This is a genomic window from Gottfriedia sp. NPDC057948 (assembly GCF_042887255.1).
Classification (GTDB): domain Bacteria; phylum Bacillota; class Bacilli; order Bacillales; family Bacillaceae_G; genus Gottfriedia.
This window is the reverse complement of the sequence record NZ_JBHVPN010000012.1, coordinates 14,876-33,752: the sequence shown is the minus strand read 5'-3', so window position 1 is coordinate 33,752 and position 18,877 is coordinate 14,876. Positions and strand designations below refer to the sequence as shown.

The following is an 18,877-nucleotide window of genomic DNA, read 5'->3' as shown; positions in this document are numbered from 1 at the left end:
TTTTTATTGCATTTGCAACAAAAATGATTAAGGAGGTAATAACAAGAATGTATATTCCAAAATATTATATAGTCACAAATCCTGATGAAATTTGGGGTTTCGTTCAAAAAAACTCGTTTGGCACGATTATCACAACAAAACAGAGTAGACCAATTGCTACACATTTACCTTTAAGTCTAACTAAAAAAGGTGAAGATTATTATATTACTGGGCATTTTGCATATGGAAATCCACAATGGAGAACATTTGAGAATAGTGAAGAAGTGCTTGTTATGTTTCAAGGACCTCACGCTTATATTTCATCTTCTTGGTATGAAGTTGAGGAAGTTCCAACTTGGAATTATCAAGCCGTGCATGTTTACGGAAAAGCAAGCATTTTAGAGAGAGATGAATTAGTAGAAGAATTAACAATCATGCTAGAAAAATATGAAAAAAATCGTGAAAACCCAGTACTGTGGGATAAACTTTCTCCACAACTTTTAGAAAGTGAACTAAAAGGTATAGTTGGATTTAAGATTAAAGTGGAAGAAATTCAGGCCTCATATAAATTAAGCCAGAATCGAAGCGAAAAGGATTATCATCATATCATTGATAATTTACAAAAAGAAGAAGATCCTCATTCAAAACAAATGGCTGAACTGATGGGAAAGAGATTAGAGCATTTATCTTTTAAGGAAAGTAAGAAGTAAAGTTTGTAAAAAAAAATGAAATTGAACTAGTACATTTCATTATCCGCATATAAATTATGAAAAGCTGTCTTTTTAGATAGCTTTTTTTGCTTCATAAAGAATTAAGTATGACATAGGAATCTTAGTAAAAGGATGTGAAGATAGTTGTTGGTTGTGTTACTAGCGGTACCAATCTTATTATTAGCATTATTTTGTTTATGGGTCTCAATTTTCAATAAAAATAGCTTTTATTAAAGAAGATACTATACTTCTTAATAGGAGTAACCATGTTGATGTTCGCGATATATCTATTTGATTTCTATTTATTTTTTCGTCTTTAGTGGCATCTTCGTTTTGTTAAGGGGAAAAAGTTTTTGTTCAAGTTACAAAATTATTTTAGCTGATTAAAAATATTTTTGTAGAAGAGACAAAAGAATAATCAGAACCTATGTTAAAATTAAATTACATATCTTTCCAAATGAGTAAAAAATGAACTGTTGTTACTTCGAATTTTATGAACTTTCCCTGGTTAGCTAATAAAAAATATAAAAATACATAATATAAAAATACTAGTGAAGAGGAGTATAGAATGAAAGAATTTTTACAGCTTTTAAAAAAGGGTAATAAATCTGCATTATTAGCAGCGATTGTTAACGCTGTAATTGCAATAATAAAAGGAATAGGGTTTAGTATGACAGGAAGTGTTGCACTCTTTGCTGAGATGATGCATAGTGCTGCCGATACTGCAAACCAACTTTTTGTATTTAGCGGTTCAGCTTTAAGTAAAAAGGCACCAACAGATCGGTTTCCAAATGGATTTGGTCGACTTGTTAATTTAGTTTTACTTGGAGCAGTATTAATTGTAGGAATTATGGCATTTGAAACGATTGTCGAAGGAATTCAGCATATTGTACATCCAACCCACTCTTCAGGTCTGGCTATTACCCTAACTATTTTAGGTGCTTCGGTTGTGCTTGAAGCCTTTGTACTTTACAAAGCAATGAAAGAAATTAGTCATGAATTAGGAATAACAACAAGTGGTTTTGGAGTGGTTACTGAGGCAATTTCTAATTTAGGAAAAGCAAAACCAGCTACAAAATTAGTTTTCTTAGAAGATACAGTCGCAACACTAGGTGGATTATTAGCGATGATTGCTGTAATCATTGCTTATTTTTCACCATTTCATCAAGCGGAAGGTGTTGTTTCTGTCATCATCGGTATTTTGATGTTCCTTGTTGTTGGAAAAGTATTTCTTGATAATGCTGCAGGTGTAATTGGTGAATCAGATGAAGAAATGGAAGACAAAATTGGTGAAATCGTAATGGAAGATCCAGATGTCAAAGATATTCAAGCTCTTACGGTTGTCAAAGAGGGGGAAGATTTACATGTCGAATTAGAAATTGAACTAGACCCTAATTTAACAGTAGCTCAAGCTGATGACATAAAAGACCGATTAGAAGAAAAAATTATGAAAGAAAAAGGTGTAACAGACGTTATTATTGAATTGGACGAAGATGACGGGATTCAAAATTGGACTGAAGAAAATAAAACAGAAATAATCAAAAAATAGTAAAGATTGAAACGACAAATATTAGTTTTGTCGTTTCTTTTTAGTGATGGAGAGTTTTATTTACCTTCTGTATTAGTGAAAGGACTTGGTTGTTTCAAATACCTCTTTATAATTTGAAACATTATAAAATTAGATTTCAAGTTGCTTATTTAATTCTGTAACAGCATTATTTATTCTCAATTCTGTTTCATCTATTTCTTTAGTTATATTTTGAGGGGTACCGCGAAAATATTTACTAGAGTTATTGTCTAGAATAAATTTGCCTTTATATGCCCCATATATTTCATATAACTTGGTTTCTAAATTTGTAGACTCATTTACATCTATTAAAAAAGCAATATTACTTTGTCCTACTTTAGAATTAAATATTCCTTCAAATTTTAAATTTTCATCTCCCATTTCTAAAATTGAGATAGTTTTTCCATTCAACCGCTTTTCACCTGAAATAACTTTACTTATTTTAAATGTTAATTTTGTATATGGTCTACGATGACTGCCCTCATTAATTGGAACATATGGTTCAGTTGCAATAACAGTCCCTTTAGCGACTAGCTCAGAGGCTTTCATTAAGTCTTCAAGACGATCAAAGTTTCCAAAAAGGCAAATAGTTGCTTTAGCAATTTCTTTTTTTGAATTTGATTGATATTGTGTCAGATTAGAAGAGAAAGTAGATTTATCTGCATCTGTATCACTATCAATTCTTTTAATATCTTCTTTTATTACTCTAGTAGATATATCTTCTTTATTAATGAATAATTTTGAGAATTAAAGATGAATAAGCTAATTAAGAGACAGATTATAACAAATAAACTTTTAAATAATATTTTCATGATTTCTCCGATTCATATTTATTTATTTATTAAGAAAATCCTAATATATGAATATTTTACCAATAGGAAATTTGTAGGGATTATAATTTATTGGATAATTTGTAAACAGTATCACAAATTATCATATATTAGGTTTTGATTTCTTTGGATCTGATAAAGATTCTTAAAGGATTCAACCAAAAAGGAAAGAATTATATTAATTGTACAAACTTTTTGATGAAAGTTTGTTACGAAGTTGATAGAGATATTACATTAAGATGTTAAAATACATGTTTTAGTTAAAGGTATATTAAGGAAAAATTATCAAAAAGATAATAGGTAGTTTTCTTGTATAGTAGTGTTAGGGGAATTAGGACAATTCTATGTCTTAAAGTGAATTGGATAATTCTAATCTACTAAAACGTACATAAAAAGATAAATCTTAGAATGAAATGAATGGTTCTTAGAAAAACGTGAAATTATGTAATCGGTATGACGAGGAGGAATGATCATGTTTGAATTTGAAAATATAGAACAGTTTGCAAGAATAAAAGTTATTGGTGTTGGTGGTGGCGGAAATAACGCCGTTAACCGAATGATTGAAGACGGAGTAGAAGGCGTTGAGTTCATTGCTTTTAATACGGATGCCCAAGCACTAAAACAATCAAAAGCTGAAATTACTATGCAAATTGGTGCAACGTTGACACGTGGTTTAGGAGCAGGAGCGAATCCTGAAATTGGAAAAAGAGCTGTTGAAGAAAGTAAGTCGCAAATTGAGGAAGTACTACAAGGAGCAGACATGGTTTTCGTTACAGCTGGAATGGGTGGCGGAACAGGTACTGGTGCAGCACCTGAAGTTGCGAAAATTGCTCGAAAGCTTGGTGCTTTAACAATTGGAGTAGTAACTCGTCCTTTCAAATTTGAAGGGAAAAAACGTGCAACAAACGCTGAAGGTGGAATTAAAGAACTTAGGGAAGCTGTTGATACATTAATAATCATTCCAAACGATCGATTATTAGAGCTAGTTGACAAAAAAACACCGATGCTCGAAGCATTCCGTGAAGCGGATAATGTACTAAGACAAGGTGTTCAAGGGATTTCCGACTTAATTGCAGTACCAGGATTAATCAATCTTGACTTTGCTGATGTTAAAACGGTCATGTCTCATAAAGGGACAGCCCTTATGGGGATCGGTATTGCAAAAGGTAAAGATCGCGCTACAATCGCTGCTCAGAAGGCATTAAATTCTCCGTTACTAGAAACTTCTATTAATGGAGCTCATGGTGTAATTATGAATATTACAGGTGGACGTAACTTAAGTCTATTTGAAGTACAAGAAGCCGCTGATATCGTTGCTTCTGCATCTCATGAAGAATTAAATATGATTTTCGGTTCGGTAATCGACGAAAACTTAAAAGATGAAATTATTGTAACAGTTATTGCTACAGGATTTGCGGATAAAGAAGAGAAAATGGTAAGAACTCCTTCTAGACCAATAGAAGAAGCACCTAGCTTATACAATAGAGAGCAACGCTTCCAACAAGATCAAAGATATCGAGTAGACCAACAGCAAGATTTTGGTCGCTATAATGATCAACAAGACACTGGTCGATACACAGAACAGCAAAATTATGGACGTTACAATGAACCAAAAGATTATAATCGCTATAATGAGCAACAAGATTATGGGCGTTATAATGAACAAAATGATTACGATCGATATAATGAACAGCAGGAATATAACCGTTACTCAGAACGACAAGATCAAAATCGATACACAGAACAAAAAGATTACGGCCGCCATAATGAGCAACAAGAATATGGCCGATTTAATGAGAAGGAAGATTCTACTTCATATATTCCGGCTTTCTTACGTAATCGAAAAAACAGAAATAGATAGATTTATAGATGTAGTGAAGGACATGAGTGTTGATGCTCATGTCTTTTTTTTGATTCTTTTAAAAATTGTATGTCTTTTATATAAGCTGCGACTATTTAAATTCTAATTCAACTCCATGAATCTACTAACGTAAATTTCCATTTCATTCCGATTTACCGTTGATTTCAGGCTTATCTTTATTTCTTTTTTTCTTCCAATCTATAATTATTAATAATAATGGACCTGTACAAAAAAATAGTATCTGTAACAAAAGTACATATAATTTATACTTACGAAACTCCGGTCCAACTATAATCAATACCGTAAACATTATGTAGGAAAATATAATTAATATATTTCTTGCTAATTTCATAATATTATCTCCTGTTTCAAATTGGTTTTTGCTCAGTTAAAAATATACCTTAGAAGTTAAAATTGAATTAATCTTTTTCAAAACTGTCTCTAATTTTTTAATGAACGTTTACGAAATTATGTTAACATTTATAAAGGTAAAATTAACCAATATTTATTGTCATTATTGTTACATATTTTTTTTATAGCTCATTACACCTTTTGGAATTTATGAAAAATCTACAAAACTATTATTTGTATGGGTTTTTTGATTTTTTAAAAATTAGCAATCAAATTCTGTAGATGGAAGCTTAATAAAAAATGCATTATGAAATTGATTCAAAAAAATTAAAATTATTAAAACTTTTTTAGCTCTCAGGAGTCTAATGTATAGAACATCGAGATGGAGGGATTGAGATTGCGGGATCATAGTCTAGTGAAAAGGGCTATCAAAGGAGATGAGCAAGCATTTTTGTCAATTATGCATGAGCATAAAATATCATTATATAAAACTGCATTAGCCTACTTAAAGAATAAAGATGAGGCAATTGAAGCAATTCAAGAAGTAACGTTTAGAGCTTATCAAAACATACAAACATTGAGAGAACCAAGTTATGTAAAAACATGGCTTATTCGGATTATGATTAATTACTGTCAGGATTCTATAAAGAAGAATAATAGAGTAACCTTCGACGATGAATATATTTCACAGCTAGGTACGAACGAAGACTATAACTATATTGAAATAGAAGAAGCAATGTCACAGCTTGATGATACACAGCGACAGCTATTACATTTAAAATATTTTCACGATGTCAAAATCAAAGATATTGCAATTATGTGGAATCGTCCAGAAGGTACAGTAAAGACTTGGTTGAATAAAGCATTGAGATCATTAAGAGGAATTCTTGAAGAGAAAGGAGAAAATGGCAATGTTTGAAAAAGAAGAAAGAGAATTAAAAAATTTGAAAGAAAAATACGAAAACGTCGATATACCTCTTGATGATATTGATGAGGCTATTCAAATTGGTTTTCAAAATGCAAAAGAAGTTAAGATGATCAAAAAACCGAAACGGAAATTTAGAATTTGGTCAATAGTTGCAGCTGCCGTTTTTCTTTTTGGAATTCTAGCAAGTATACGTGTATCACCAACCTTTGCTGATTATTTAACAAATATTCCAGGTATGGAGAAAATCGTTAAGCTTATTCGTGATGATAAGGGACTAATATCAGCTGTAGAAAATAAATATGCTCAAGAAATTAATATTTCACAAGAGAAAAGCGGAATTAAGGTAACGATTGATTCAGTAATTGCTGATGAGCAAGGAATATTGATTTTTTACACGATTGATGCAAAAGAGACACAGCATAATTTTACTTTAAAAGAAGTGAGTCTCAAACCAAGTAATGGTGAAGAATTGCCAGAACATACTTCATCATTTGATCTTCCAGTAGAAGATGAGTTAAATACTTATACTAGTAAGATTGAATATTTATTTCAGGAAACAAACGAGCAAAAAGATTTTAACTTAGATTTAAAGATAAAGAGTAAGGAGGTTTCAGAGCAATTTTCTATTCCATTCTCTTTAAAAAAGCTAGAAAAAACAAAACAAATATACGAACTAAATAAAACAGTAATGATTGATGGGCAAAAAATAACAATTAAAAAAGTTACAGTTTATCCTCTCCGTGTAGCTGTACAAGTAAAAATGGATCCAAATAATACTAAGAAAATACTAGATTTTACTGATTTTGAACTTCTTGATCAAAATGGCGAAGTATGGTCTAAAATAACAAATGGAACTACTGCCAATATACTTAGCGATAATGAACGAATTATCTATTTACAGAGTAATTACTTTAAAGATCCAAAAGAATTATATTTTGTCATAAATAAACTTCAGGCAATTGATAAGGAAGATGAGTACCTTGTAATTGATACTGAGAAACAAAAAATTCTGAAACAGCCAAGAGGTAATTATTTATCTGACCTAAAAAAAGAGGGAGATACTATATTTTTTACTTTGAATACAAAAAAGGAATTTAATTACGACATGATTGGATCAATCACTGATGCAAACGGAAAAGAAATTGAAATGAATGAATCCTATATGGAAGGCAATGTTAATAATAAGCAAATAATAGGTTTTAAGATTTCATCTCGACAAAAGTATATGAATCCGATAAAAATTGATCTTGTATCTTTTCCTTCGTATATCGAAGGAGATGCGAAAGTAAGGGTTAAATGAATTAACCTAACGGTCCTAAATAGGAAAAACAAAAACGTAATCTTTTCTATGAATATCAAGAAAAGATTGCGTTTTTTAAGTTACTACAGACTATTCACCTTATGACAGTAAGGTTCAGGTGGATAGTTGTGTTTAAACTTTTCAAAATCCCAAGTTCTAAGAAATTTTTTTGCGGCTTGGTATCCATTTGTGAAAAGTGCTTCTTTTTCTTTTTTATTTAAATTGAAATCTGTGCTTGATATATCACCAGTTGGGATTTTTATAGTTCGTTCATTTACTTCTGTTGTTAGATGACGAATGTCGTGTGCTTGTCTCATCGTAATAAATATTGATTTGTAAAATGAGATTGGGTTATGACCATCCAGCGGTTTCGCAATAATTTCTTCATCTATTAAGCGAAAACCAAAAGTCGGCCATTCTTGATGGTCATCGAATATCCAAATTGGAAAATTACTTAGAATTCCACCATCGACAATTAATATTGGATAATTATAATTAGGAGTTTTTAGTTTAATTGGTTGAAAGAAAAAGGGGATTGTACCACTCATTCTAACTGCTTGAGAAATTGTTATATCTTTTGCTGATAAGCCGTAGTTTGGTAAATCATCAGGTAAAACGACCATTTTACCATTACTAATATCTGAAATAATGATTTTTAATTTCCCTTCTTCTAAATCGTCGAAATAGCGAATTCCTTTTTTGGATAATAAAGATTCTAACCATTCTTCTTCAAAGTCATTTTTATATAACCCATTTTTAAATAAGATATTTAATCCTAGTCCGATTAAAGGAATAAAGTGCAACCATGTTTTTGTAATAAATTTCTTATAATCTAGATGATCCATAATTTCCTTTAATTCTTTCCCTGTATAGCCACATGCTAGAAGAGTAGCAACAATAGCGCCAGCAGAAGTGCCAGCCAAACGTGCCCATTCATAACCATCTTCTTCTAAAGCACAAATAGCACCAACATGTCCGATTCCTCGAACTCCTCCTCCTTCAAAGATACCATCTACTTTCATTTTGTTACACCTACCTTTCAGAAAATGGAATTATATCAATATAATATATGGGAGTTCTGTTTAAGTGTGATTAACTACTGGTTCAATCATATTTATCAATTAATTTATTTTTTGGGAAATATTCTGACAATCTTTGCAGATAAATTAAATTTATGGAATCCTTTATTTACTATAAAAAATTTCAGATGAAACATTCAAAAAGTTGCAGAAATATTTATTTGATGAATATTTTAAATTCATTATGAAATACTAACAGCAATCTGATAGTTTATATCAGAAAATTTTATTAAAAGGGGCTACATATCATGGCAAACAGATCTTCAAATCAATATGTTTCACCAAATGCTGAATCTGCAATCGATCAGATGAAGTATGAAATTGCAACAGAATTTGGAGTACATTTAGGTCCAGATTCAACGTCTCGTGCAAATGGTTCTGTAGGTGGAGAGATTACAAAACGTTTAGTTCAAATGGCTGAACAAAGTCTCGGTGGCTATTCAAGATAAAAGATTTATTATGAGAGATGAGTTAATTAAAGGTAATTCGTTACCGAATGATTAACTCATCTCTTTTTGAATCTTTTAAGAAACTTTACATAAATTTACCAAAACAAAAGATTAAATAAAAGGTAGTTAATTATAAAATATCAAGCAAATTATTTTAATTTGTATTAATATTAGTAAAAATGAGTCGATTTAAGTAGAGAGAAAATTAAAATAATTTGGTATTATTAAACTAAACTCAATGTAACAAAATAGAGAGAATTATATTGAGTATATAAAGAGATAGAAATAAATGGGGAGTTGCAAGTATGAAATCAACTGGAATTATTAGAAAACTAGACGATCTTGGAAGAATTGTTCTACCGAAAGAACTAAGAAATACAATGAATTTAGAGAACAATGCTCCATTTGAAATTCATTTTGAAGAAGGTATGATTATTCTTACAAAATATGATGAAAATTCCGGTTTAAGTGGAATTGTCAGAAGACTAGATGACTTAGGAAGAATTGTTTTACCAAAGGAATTAAGAAAAATGTTAAATCTTAATAAATATGAACCATTTGAAGTATTTATTGAGGAACAAAAGATTATCCTTAAACAATTTGTTTCGAGTAATGCTTGTATGGTAACAGGAGTTATTGATGAAAAAAATTTCACGTTTGAAAGTGGAAAGATTGTAGTAAGTAAATACGGCGCAGAAATTCTTATTAAGGAATTGCAGGAATACATAGCTAAATAATAAATCTAAAGTGCTCTTTTTCTTTAGGAGAAGAGCACTTTTTTGTTTGAATTTAGTTTAAAAAAATAAGAGAGTTTATCCTTTCTAAAGTAATATAAAGAATCTTTTTCAGTGCTTTCAACGGTTTACTACAAATTTGTTAAAACCCTCTAAAATACACCAAGATAATAAGACACTACATAGAATGATAATTTCCATTTTTTACATCTCCTTTTTTTGTTCTACTTTTAAGTTCTCTTAGGCTTTAATTGTCTCGAATTTTAAGATTGTATGTTCTGTTTTGTTTGGATGTTTTTATTATACACGAACATCTATTCTAATGTAAGTAGTTTTTTTAGAAAATAGATAGATTTTTGCGAACATATATTCAAAGTAGGTCATTTGTTCGATTCTCTAATAATAAGATTGGTAAAAAAATAGATCAGCCATTAATCCTGGCAAAAAAAATATGCCTTTAATACAAAAAATACGAATGTTTTTTTGTACTCAATTTCTGTTCTGTAAAAGTATGTTTCTTCCAGAAATATGGTAGGATATGGTTATGGAATTGTTAGAAGGAGATAACGTATGGGCCTAATAGAGAATCAAAAGTATTTCTTTGAAAAATATAAAATCGATGAACAGGATTTTGAAAAGTACTGTTTAGACTGGTCAAAATATATTGAAATTTATAATGAATACATATCAGAAATACCGAATCTTGAAACAGTAGCTACATTTATTTCGGAGATACTCCGTAAAAATCCTGAAATTCATACTGTGAAATCAAGAATTAAATATCCTGACCATTTAATTGAAAAGATTATTCGAAAGACGATAAAAGGTAAAAAAGCAGACTCATCATATGAAATCAATGTTTCGAATTATAAATCTGAAATCACAGATTTAATTGGAATAAGAGCATTACATTTATATAAATACCAGGCTGCAGATATAGACAAAACAATTAGACAAAATTGGAATTTACATGAAAAAGCGACTATTTACCATCGCTTAGGAGATATGACAAGCGAACAGCATATTGAAGAGGAAAAGTTCCAGTTTTTAGTTCATGATGCCGGATATCGATCATGGCATTATGTGATTAAGTCGCAAATGACAAAAGTAAATTATTTAGCCGAAATTCAAGTAAGAACGATTTTTGAAGAAGGCTGGAGCGAAATAGATCATCAACTAAGGTATCCTTATGATTTAGATAATGAGATATTAAATGAACAGCTTTTAATCTTAAATAGACTTTCGGGTGGGGCCGACGAATTGGTCAATTCAATTCTTCATACTAAGATGACTATTTATCAACAAAACGAAGAAAAAGAATTTCGTGATGAAAAGATTCAGGAATTATTAAATGAAATTTCTAGTTTGTCAGAGGATGGAAAACTAACTAATGAGGATAAGAAGTCATTAGAAGAGAAAATTAAACAATTAGAAGTTAAAAAGATTAAAGTAAATTATAGTAATCTGTTTAATAATCGCTCAGTTGAATATCACTTTAAACGTAGAATATTTCCTAGCGATTTTTAAATAATTGTTATTAGCCAAGGCAATATGCTTTGGCTTTTTGCACATTAAGAAAGTATAAATTTGCAGCAGGGAAGGATTATCGACGTGGTGGGAACGAGTTTTCTTTATATTTTTTATCAGAAAAATTTCTACAATATTTAGGTGCCATTTCTTTTCTCTTAACATTAAATGTAATAACAGATCTAGTTTAGATTTTAAAAAATATGAAACTAGGTGGAATGATGGTTAAAAGGCCGATTTATAAGCAGGAATTTCTAAATACTTTTAATTATGCAGATAAGAATTTTGATATTGCTTCTCTTAAAAATCTGATTGAACAATCTTTTGGAGAAAATAATGCATTGGATTTTAAAGAAACATTCGTTAGAGAGGACCAAATTGCAAAATTAATAATTGCAATGGCGAATTCTGGAGGAGGATCAATTATTTTTGGTGTAAATGATGATAATCACCCAGTAGGAATCCTTAAAGAAGAGCTAAAGGATCCAACCGATTTTCAAAGAAAATTAAATGGTTATTTACCTTCTATGCTAATTTATCATCTTCAACAAATTGATTACGATGAGAATGAAATGTACGGATATTTTAGTGGTAAAACCTTCTTCATCATTTATATCCCCGAGCAAAATCGATTTATCCCGTTTATTGCTAAAAGAGGCTCCGATAAATTATTTACAGATAAAATTTATATTCGGAAAAATACTTCAAACGAAACCGCCACAAACGATGACTTAGAAATTATATTTAGAAAAAGGCTCATTGAACAATATGAGGACTTATCTAATATGAGTCTAAATGAGCATATGGAACAATTAAAGATTCTTTATCGTATAGCTGCAATTAGTGGTGATACAAATAAAAACCAAAAAAGCCAAAAAGATGATTTTAGTGAATTTATTGCCAGAATGATTGAGAAAAAGAAGCGGAAGATTGAGATTGTTTTGGAGGTTAGTAATATTGAGTGAATGGTAGTGAGGATAGAATAAAATGAAGAAATTATAGGAATGAAGATAAAACTGGGAGTATCGGTTTATCTTACATTCCATTTTTTATTTAATATTTAAAATTACTTGTAATAAGTATTTTCTATATAATCAGCATGTCTTAAGTCCTTCTCTACTTTTTCAATTTCTTTATCAGTATTCAAGTATCGAATATATTTTGAATCTTTCGTTTTTATATAAAAGCAATCTATTTTATTAGAAGAATTATTTAGATCATAAGATAGATTGATATAATCACCATTTTTATAGACTGCAATAACAATACTAGAGCGTTTAATTTTTTCAGTATTTTTTTCCTTCATTTTATTTTTTATATAATCTTTTTCAAGTTTTATAACCTGATTTATTTGATTATCAAATTTATTTTTATTATTACAAGCAGAAAGTGTAACTATAAAAAGTATTGTAGCGAATAAAACCAGTATTTTCATCCTCATAAATATCTCTCCTTATCAAATTGTAAAAGATTCAGTAAATGAGAAACCGAAGTGGAACATTTTTATTTCTTTATTATAAACTTCAAATTTTCTAATAAAGTAATTGTAACTGCACCCATTAAAGGCACAAGTGAAAAGTAGGGATTAATTATTAATTTGGGTAAAAGTAATAGAATAATTGATGAAATGAAACTGGATAAGTAAATATCTAGTAGGATGCTTTTCTTTTTAATAAGATTTTTAATAATTGAACTGAATATGTATGACAACAGTGAAACAATTAAAGCGAATGGAAATGATCTTAAGGTAAAGAATAGGGGGATAGAAATTACTTTTTCAAAAGTAGAGAATACTACTGTTACAGGTTGATTTGGTTCGAATTGAATTAATATGGATGAGGTAATAGACATCACTAGGGAACTCAGAAAAATATGCCTTGCTTTTCATTTAATTATTTCCCTTTCTAGTGTCGTTAACATCTCAACTAGGATTATCTTTTATTATAGTTGAATTATTAGAGAGTAAGATTTATGAATGTTATTATTTTGTGAAAGAATTATTTATCGTATAAAAAAGCTATAAACAACTGCTTAACCGCTTGTTTATAGCTTTTTTCATATAAAATTCATAATTTGTTACTCTACTGGAATATATTTCATTTTATGATTAGTTATAATAAGACTTAAGTTTGGAGGTAAAGTGTCATTGACTTTATTTTTATTGTTCGTTTTTATTGTAGTTTCCATCATTCTATTTAAAAGAGATAAAGTCTCATTCATGCTATGTGAAAATAATAAACTTGTTTTTAAATTGAAAAATACTAGTTGGTTTCAAAATCATTTGATGTCAGGATTTTTCTTGTTTATTATGAATGCAACGTTGTTTTTGACTACTTGTCTGGTAATTTATCTATTAACGTATCTACTAATTCCATTTCTCCATTTGTTGGTAATGATATTGGCCATCTTTGGAAGTTTCTTTTTGTGGATAATCGTGAATAAGGCATGGCAAGGTACGAACGCAAACCGAATTAAAATGAGTATTTTAGGAAGTAGTTTTTATATTTTATTATCTATTTTGTTTCTATATTGGTTTTTAAATCTTGAACCTTCTTATCCAGGTGAAGATCTGTTTATGAATTCAATAGGATTGATGTTTGGGATAATGGTTTCAATCGTTGCATTTCTTACTTGCTTGATAACGACAGGATTTAGTTTTAAAAGCAAGTAATCTGTAAGAAACTCTATGAATAACCTGGGTTTTTCACATACTCATAATAGGTTAGACCCTTAGAAAAAAAGAGGAAGGGCACTTAACATTACAAATTGTTAAGTGCTTTTAAAAATAGCAATTAACCCTGTTTTTTAGCCAAAAAGTAATAGGTATATATTTTTACTTTTCATATTTTATAAGAATTTTTATAGGTTTATTTAACTAGATGTAAATTTGAAAAGTAAATAACTAGTCATTTACTTTGTGTAAATAAGTGGGTTAATATCATTCGAAAATGATTAGAAATATTAGTGTATTTTAAGGAAACGCTGATAAACCAAGGGCTGAATAACCCAATTGACCAATAATTGAATATTCTTTATATTTTGATATTGTAGAGTGCTTTTTAAGAAGTGGTTTGGATATGAACGATTAAAATCGATTTTAATAGATTCATATGAGAAGTCGCTTTTTTTTATTTTATCAGAATAGGGGAGTGTAAGATGACAGGAAAGCCTAGGTTAAATAAGTATGTTACTGCGATGATGACGACAGCTCTTATTGCTGTTCCAACCTTTCAAGCGTTAGCTGCTGGGACAAGCAATAATGTTTCAAACTTAACAAATAGTAGTGCTGTAGAAACGAATCTTCAAGGAATTAACGCAAAAGCAAGTACAGGGAAGCATGTGATTACTCTTATTACAGGTGATGTAGTTACTGTAACAGAGTTTGCAGATGGACAAAGTGTAATCAGTGTTGAACCAGCGGATAAAGCAGATGGTGGTTCACATATCATGACGGTTAATAAGGATACATATGTTATTCCGAAACAAGCGATGCCTTACTTAGCTTCTGGTGCATTAGATCGAAATCTATTCAATATTACTGCACTAATAGCGGATGGATACGATGATGCGTCTCAAAAGACATTACCTGTTATCGTACAATATTCAGAGTCAAAAACTCGCTCAAGCTTGAAGCCAGCATTAAAAGCTTCAACGAAAACACATGAACTAGAAAGTATTAATGGAGCAGCGCTTTCTGCAGAGAAGAAGGATTCAAAAGAATTTTGGCAAGATGTTAAGAAAAATATAAAATCTGCGGATTCTACAAAATCTACAAAGTCATTCGTTACACCTGGAATTGAAAAAATTTGGTTAGATGGACGTGTTAAGGCAACGCTTGAGCAAAGTATTCCACAAATTGGGGCACCTACTGCTTGGAATGCTGGTTACAACGGAAGTGGTGTGAAAGTAGCGGTTCTTGACACAGGGATCGATGCACAGCATCCAGATGTAGCTGGTCAAATAAAAGAAACAAAAAGCTTTGTTCCAGACCAAGATGTACGTGATTTCCATGCACATGGTACTCATGTTGCCTCTACTGTACTTGGAACGGGGGCAGCATCAGGTGGAAAATATAAAGGTGTAGCACCAGGAGCAAGCCTAATTGTTGGAAAAGTGTTAAGCAATGAAGGCTTTGGACTTGATTCATGGATTATTGATGGTATGGAGTGGGCTGCACATAATGCCAAAATTGTCAGCATGAGTTTAGGAAGCGATGAGTCAAGTGATGGCACGGATCCGATGGCACAAGCAGTTAATAATTTAAGTGCTGAGACAGGCTCTCTATTCGTTATAGCGGCTGGTAATACAGGTCGTGAAGGAATCGGTTCTCCTGGAGCAGCAGATGCGGCACTTACCGTTGGGGCAGTTGATAAATCAGATAATCTTGCTTATTTCTCATCTAAAGGTCCTCGTTTTGGTAGTGAAGGATTAAAGCCTGATCTGACAGCACCAGGTGTAAATATTACTGCTGCGCGATCCCAATATTCAACTCAAGGAAGCGGATCTTATCTTTCGATGAGTGGTACATCGATGGCTACGCCACATGTGGCAGGAGCGGCTGCAATTCTTTCACAACGCCATCCTGATTGGACTGGCGCACAGCTGAAAGATGCATTAATGAGTACAACTAAAAAATTAGATGATATTAAGCCGTTAGAAGGTGGAACTGGACGTCTTGATGTTGCAGCAGCGACTCTTGGTGATTTGCGTGCAACAGGTTCACTTGATTTTGGTTTCTATGCTTGGCCTCATGAAAATGATGGATTGAAAGAGAAAACAATTACGTACACTAACGACAGTGAGAAGGCTGTGACGTTAGATCTATCAGCAAAAATTACTGATAATAGCGATGCAGATGCACCTGCTGGTTTATTTAAACTTTCAACGAACAAGGTAACTGTACCGGCAAAAGGTAGTGCAAAAGTTACTGTTACACTTGATCCAAACGTAGGTGCTAATGGACAACGTTATCAAGGTCAGATTTCAGCAAATGTTGATGGTAAAACAGTTGTGCATACTGCATTGGCTATGATTAAAGAAGAGGAAAGATATCCATTAACGTTAAATGCAATTGGACGCGACGGTAACCCAGCTTTGGCGTATATTAATCTACTTGGCCCAGATGGTGTTCCGGATTTTATTGCAGTTAACGGTACGACAGAATTACGTTTAAAACCAGGAACTTATTCTGCAATGTCAATGATGGATGTTGATACTGACACTGACCACGCTGGCGTTGCACTTGTAGGGAATCCTGAAATTAATTTAGATGGTCCTCAAACTGTTACATTGGATGCACGTAAAGCGAATGAAATTACAGCAAACGTACCAAATAAAACAGAAGCAAGTTTTAGAAAAATGGAATATTACCGTGAAATTGATGGCAGCAATGTTAGTGACATCTATGTGATGCCGGTTACAGTAGATAAGATGTATGCTGAGCCAACTAAGAAAGTTAAAAATGGGAAATTTACATTTAACACGCGCTGGAGATTGATTGAACCATACATGACAATCAATTTCAAAGGCAATGAATTAGATGATATTCCACAAGCTGGAAGTACATTACTAGATGGAAAATACAACTTAGACGCTGTTTATGTAGGTAAAGGGGCTCCAGCCGATTATAAGGGATTAAATGTTAAAGGTAAGGCTGTTATCGTTGATCGAAGTGATGAAGTAACTGGTATGGAGCGCTCTGCAGCAGCATATGCAGCAGGTGCAAAACTAGTTATTACTGTAAACGATGGACCAGAAGAAATTAGTGAATATGTTGGAGTTGAAAATGAAGATTGGTCACTTTCAGATTCTCCAATTTCGGTTGTAGCAATCAGTCAAACTGAAGGTAAAAAACTGATTGATGCTGCGAAGTCCAAAAAAGTAACACTAGACGTAAAAGGTACTCCTAATACGAAATACGTTTATGATCTTGTTGACAACCATGATAATGCAATTCCAAATGACATAACTTATTCACCTAAAGCGAACGACCTTGTAAAAATTAATGCTGAGTACAAATCAGATGAAGCTACAGCAGGTGGTGAATTCCGTTGGGATATTCCATCTTACCGACCAAATGGAGTAGGTTACCAAATGAAATTAAATCTACCATCAGTTCGAACTGAATGGGTTTCTGCACAAAAAGGAACTTCTTGGTATCATCAAGCTAGTGTGTTAGATGCTGCTTGGGAAGTACGACAACCATTAGCAACATACAAACCAGGACAAACATTAGATGAAGAGTGGTTCTCACCAGTTGCTCGTCCTCGTTTAGGTGATGGCTTCTGGAAGCCTTATCGTACAGGAAACAACTTAGTCATCAACATTCCTGCTTGGGCTGATTCTGGAGTAGGAAGTACAGGTTCAGAGTCTAATTATCCAGGTTCACAAACATTAAAACTATACCAAGGATCAAAACTAGTAAAAGAAGCGAAAGGACAAGCAATCTACTCATTTAACGAATACCCAACTGCGAATACTCAATATAAAGTAGTTAGTGATGCTTGGCGTGATCCAGCACGCTTTGATAATTCTGTAAAAACACATACAGAGTGGACGTTCTGGTCTAAGGAACAAGAAGAATATAAAACAGAACTTCCATTAATCTCGCTTGATTACAATGTAGAAACTGACATGAACGGTAATGCAAAATCAGGCCGTTGGATCGATTTAGAAATGAAAGCGATCCAAGTAGATGGTGCACCAGGAAACGGTAAAATGAAAGGTGCAACATTAGAAGTTTCATATGATGAAGGTAAGACTTGGGAACTAGTTGATTTAAATCGTGAAAAAGATAGCTGGAAAGCAAGAATCGAAAACCGTAAGAATGCATCTTCTGTATCATTAAGAGCAAGTGCTTGGGATGATGCAGGTAATAGTATTAATCAAGATATTATTAAGGCTTTTGGATTGAAGTAAATAAAGATTGAGAGGGGCACCTTCCTTTTGGGAGGTGCCTTTTAATGGGCCAATATTAGTGCCCTTTAGATAAAAAGGAAGCTTTTATTTATCAGTGATCGTGGAAGTACTACAGTTAAGTATGCTGCAAGTATGGAACTGAATTCTTTGCAAACTGCACAAAGTTACGTAAAAAGTATCCATCAGGTGTTCCAAAGAGTCATCCAGTATATCAAGCAAAAATGGTAGAGATCATGATCATTACGCTTGTGAGCGATAAATTAAATGAAAATTATCAATTCTCAACATCAAAAAAGGCACCTTCCACTTAGAAGGCACCTCTTAATGATTAACTATTTTGATCAGCTTTTTCAGCGTCCAATAATTCTTGCATGAATTTAAGATTATATGTATGGCTTTCTTTCAGTCTGCTATGTCTTGTTAGTTTGATTAAGTTTTGGTAGTGAGCGATTTCTTCCTCTAGTGATGAAATGACATTTGTACGATATTCTTTTAATTCTTGTTCGTTCATTTTTCATTCCTCCTATAATAGGGATTTAATAATTTAAGTATATCACTAATATGGAAAAATAAATCAAATTTCATTGTGAAAAGAAGTAAGATTACACAAAATTTACAAAAAATATTATGATTGATTAATTCGT

Annotated in this window: 15 protein-coding genes and 2 pseudogenes; 12 read left to right on the top strand and 5 right to left on the bottom strand. The window is 31.8% G+C overall.

The window, feature by feature from the left end; genetic code table 11:
* Positions 1–47 precede the first annotated feature (47 nt).
* The gene (locus ACFVRR_RS16715; RefSeq protein WP_387330802.1) at positions 48–689 is read left to right on the top strand and encodes an FMN-binding negative transcriptional regulator; all 642 of its coding nucleotides are present in this window, start codon (positions 48–50) and stop codon (positions 687–689) included.
* A gap of 568 nt (positions 690–1,257) precedes the next feature.
* Positions 1,258–2,238 carry a cation diffusion facilitator family transporter gene (locus ACFVRR_RS16710; RefSeq protein WP_387330799.1) on the top strand — a complete coding sequence of 327 codons (981 nt, stop codon included), beginning with the start codon at positions 1,258–1,260 and terminating at the stop codon, positions 2,236–2,238.
* Positions 2,239–2,367: 129 nt separating this feature from the next.
* Here ACFVRR_RS16710 and ACFVRR_RS16705 read toward each other — a convergent pair whose 3' ends face one another.
* Positions 2,368–2,805 carry a hypothetical protein gene (locus ACFVRR_RS16705; protein WP_387330797.1) on the bottom strand — a complete coding sequence of 146 codons (438 nt, stop codon included), beginning with the start codon at positions 2,803–2,805 and terminating at the stop codon, positions 2,368–2,370.
* Positions 2,806–3,558: 753 nt separating this feature from the next.
* On the opposite strand from ACFVRR_RS16705, the pseudogene ftsZ reads away from it, so the two are divergent.
* Positions 3,559–4,623, top strand: a pseudogene (ftsZ, locus tag ACFVRR_RS16700) (cell division protein FtsZ); the annotation flags it as partial.
* A 466-nt stretch (positions 4,624–5,089) separates the two neighbouring features.
* On the opposite strand, the gene ACFVRR_RS16695 reads toward ftsZ, so the two are convergent.
* Positions 5,090–5,299 carry a hypothetical protein gene (locus tag ACFVRR_RS16695; RefSeq protein WP_387330794.1) on the bottom strand — a complete coding sequence of 70 codons (210 nt, stop codon included), beginning with the start codon at positions 5,297–5,299 and terminating at the stop codon, positions 5,090–5,092.
* A 396-nt stretch (positions 5,300–5,695) separates the two neighbouring features.
* Between ACFVRR_RS16695 and ACFVRR_RS16690 the strand changes: the two genes are divergently transcribed.
* Both ACFVRR_RS16690 and ACFVRR_RS16685 read left to right on the top strand, forming a co-directional pair.
* Complete coding sequence (locus ACFVRR_RS16690; RefSeq protein ID WP_387330791.1) at positions 5,696–6,217, top strand: sigma-70 family RNA polymerase sigma factor; 522 nt, start codon at positions 5,696–5,698, stop codon at positions 6,215–6,217.
* Positions 6,210–7,526, top strand: a complete 1,317-nt coding sequence (locus ACFVRR_RS16685; protein WP_387330788.1) for a DUF4179 domain-containing protein — start codon at positions 6,210–6,212, stop codon at positions 7,524–7,526. Before ACFVRR_RS16690 ends, ACFVRR_RS16685 begins: the two co-directional genes overlap by 8 nt.
* 83 nt (positions 7,527–7,609) lie before the next feature.
* Here ACFVRR_RS16685 and ACFVRR_RS16680 read toward each other — a convergent pair whose 3' ends face one another.
* Positions 7,610–8,548 (bottom strand): patatin-like phospholipase family protein, encoded by a 939-nt coding sequence (locus tag ACFVRR_RS16680; RefSeq protein WP_387330786.1) that lies wholly within the window; start codon positions 8,546–8,548, stop codon positions 7,610–7,612.
* A 305-nt stretch (positions 8,549–8,853) separates the two neighbouring features.
* On the opposite strand from ACFVRR_RS16680, the gene ACFVRR_RS16675 reads away from it, so the two are divergent.
* The 4 genes from ACFVRR_RS16675 to ACFVRR_RS16660 all read left to right on the top strand — a co-directional run bounded on the left by ACFVRR_RS16675 (position 8,854) and on the right by ACFVRR_RS16660 (position 12,280).
* Positions 8,854–9,054, top strand: a complete 201-nt coding sequence (locus tag ACFVRR_RS16675; protein ID WP_056474362.1) for an alpha/beta-type small acid-soluble spore protein — start codon at positions 8,854–8,856, stop codon at positions 9,052–9,054.
* A gap of 305 nt (positions 9,055–9,359) precedes the next feature.
* Positions 9,360–9,791: an AbrB/MazE/SpoVT family DNA-binding domain-containing protein gene (locus ACFVRR_RS16670; RefSeq protein ID WP_387330782.1), complete on the top strand. Its 432-nt coding sequence runs from the start codon at positions 9,360–9,362 to the stop codon at positions 9,789–9,791.
* 567 nt (positions 9,792–10,358) lie between these two features.
* Positions 10,359–11,315 (top strand): nucleotidyltransferase family protein, encoded by a 957-nt coding sequence (locus tag ACFVRR_RS16665; protein WP_097978083.1) that lies wholly within the window; start codon positions 10,359–10,361, stop codon positions 11,313–11,315.
* A gap of 221 nt (positions 11,316–11,536) precedes the next feature.
* Positions 11,537–12,280: an AlbA family DNA-binding domain-containing protein gene (locus ACFVRR_RS16660; protein WP_387330779.1), complete on the top strand. Its 744-nt coding sequence runs from the start codon at positions 11,537–11,539 to the stop codon at positions 12,278–12,280.
* A 101-nt stretch (positions 12,281–12,381) separates the two neighbouring features.
* Here the strand turns inward: ACFVRR_RS16660 and ACFVRR_RS16655 are convergent, their stop codons facing one another.
* Positions 12,382–12,756, bottom strand: a complete 375-nt coding sequence (locus ACFVRR_RS16655) for a hypothetical protein (protein WP_387330776.1) — start codon at positions 12,754–12,756, stop codon at positions 12,382–12,384.
* Positions 12,757–13,749: 993 nt separating this feature from the next.
* Between ACFVRR_RS16655 and ACFVRR_RS16650 the strand changes: the two genes are divergently transcribed.
* The 3 genes and pseudogenes from ACFVRR_RS16650 to ACFVRR_RS16640 all read left to right on the top strand — a co-directional run.
* Complete coding sequence (locus ACFVRR_RS16650; RefSeq protein ID WP_387330773.1) at positions 13,750–13,986, top strand: hypothetical protein; 237 nt, start codon at positions 13,750–13,752, stop codon at positions 13,984–13,986.
* A gap of 485 nt (positions 13,987–14,471) precedes the next feature.
* A complete protein-coding gene (locus ACFVRR_RS16645; protein WP_387330770.1) occupies positions 14,472–18,233 on the top strand; it encodes a S8 family serine peptidase in 3,762 nt (1,253 codons plus the stop codon).
* 134 nt (positions 18,234–18,367) lie between these two features.
* Positions 18,368–18,492 (top strand): annotated as a pseudogene (locus ACFVRR_RS16640) (excalibur calcium-binding domain-containing protein); the annotation flags it as partial.
* 69 nt (positions 18,493–18,561) lie between these two features.
* Here the strand turns inward: ACFVRR_RS16640 and ACFVRR_RS16635 are convergent.
* The gene (locus tag ACFVRR_RS16635; RefSeq protein WP_387330767.1) at positions 18,562–18,744 is read right to left on the bottom strand and encodes a hypothetical protein; all 183 of its coding nucleotides are present in this window, start codon (positions 18,742–18,744) and stop codon (positions 18,562–18,564) included.
* Positions 18,745–18,877 lie beyond the last annotated feature (133 nt).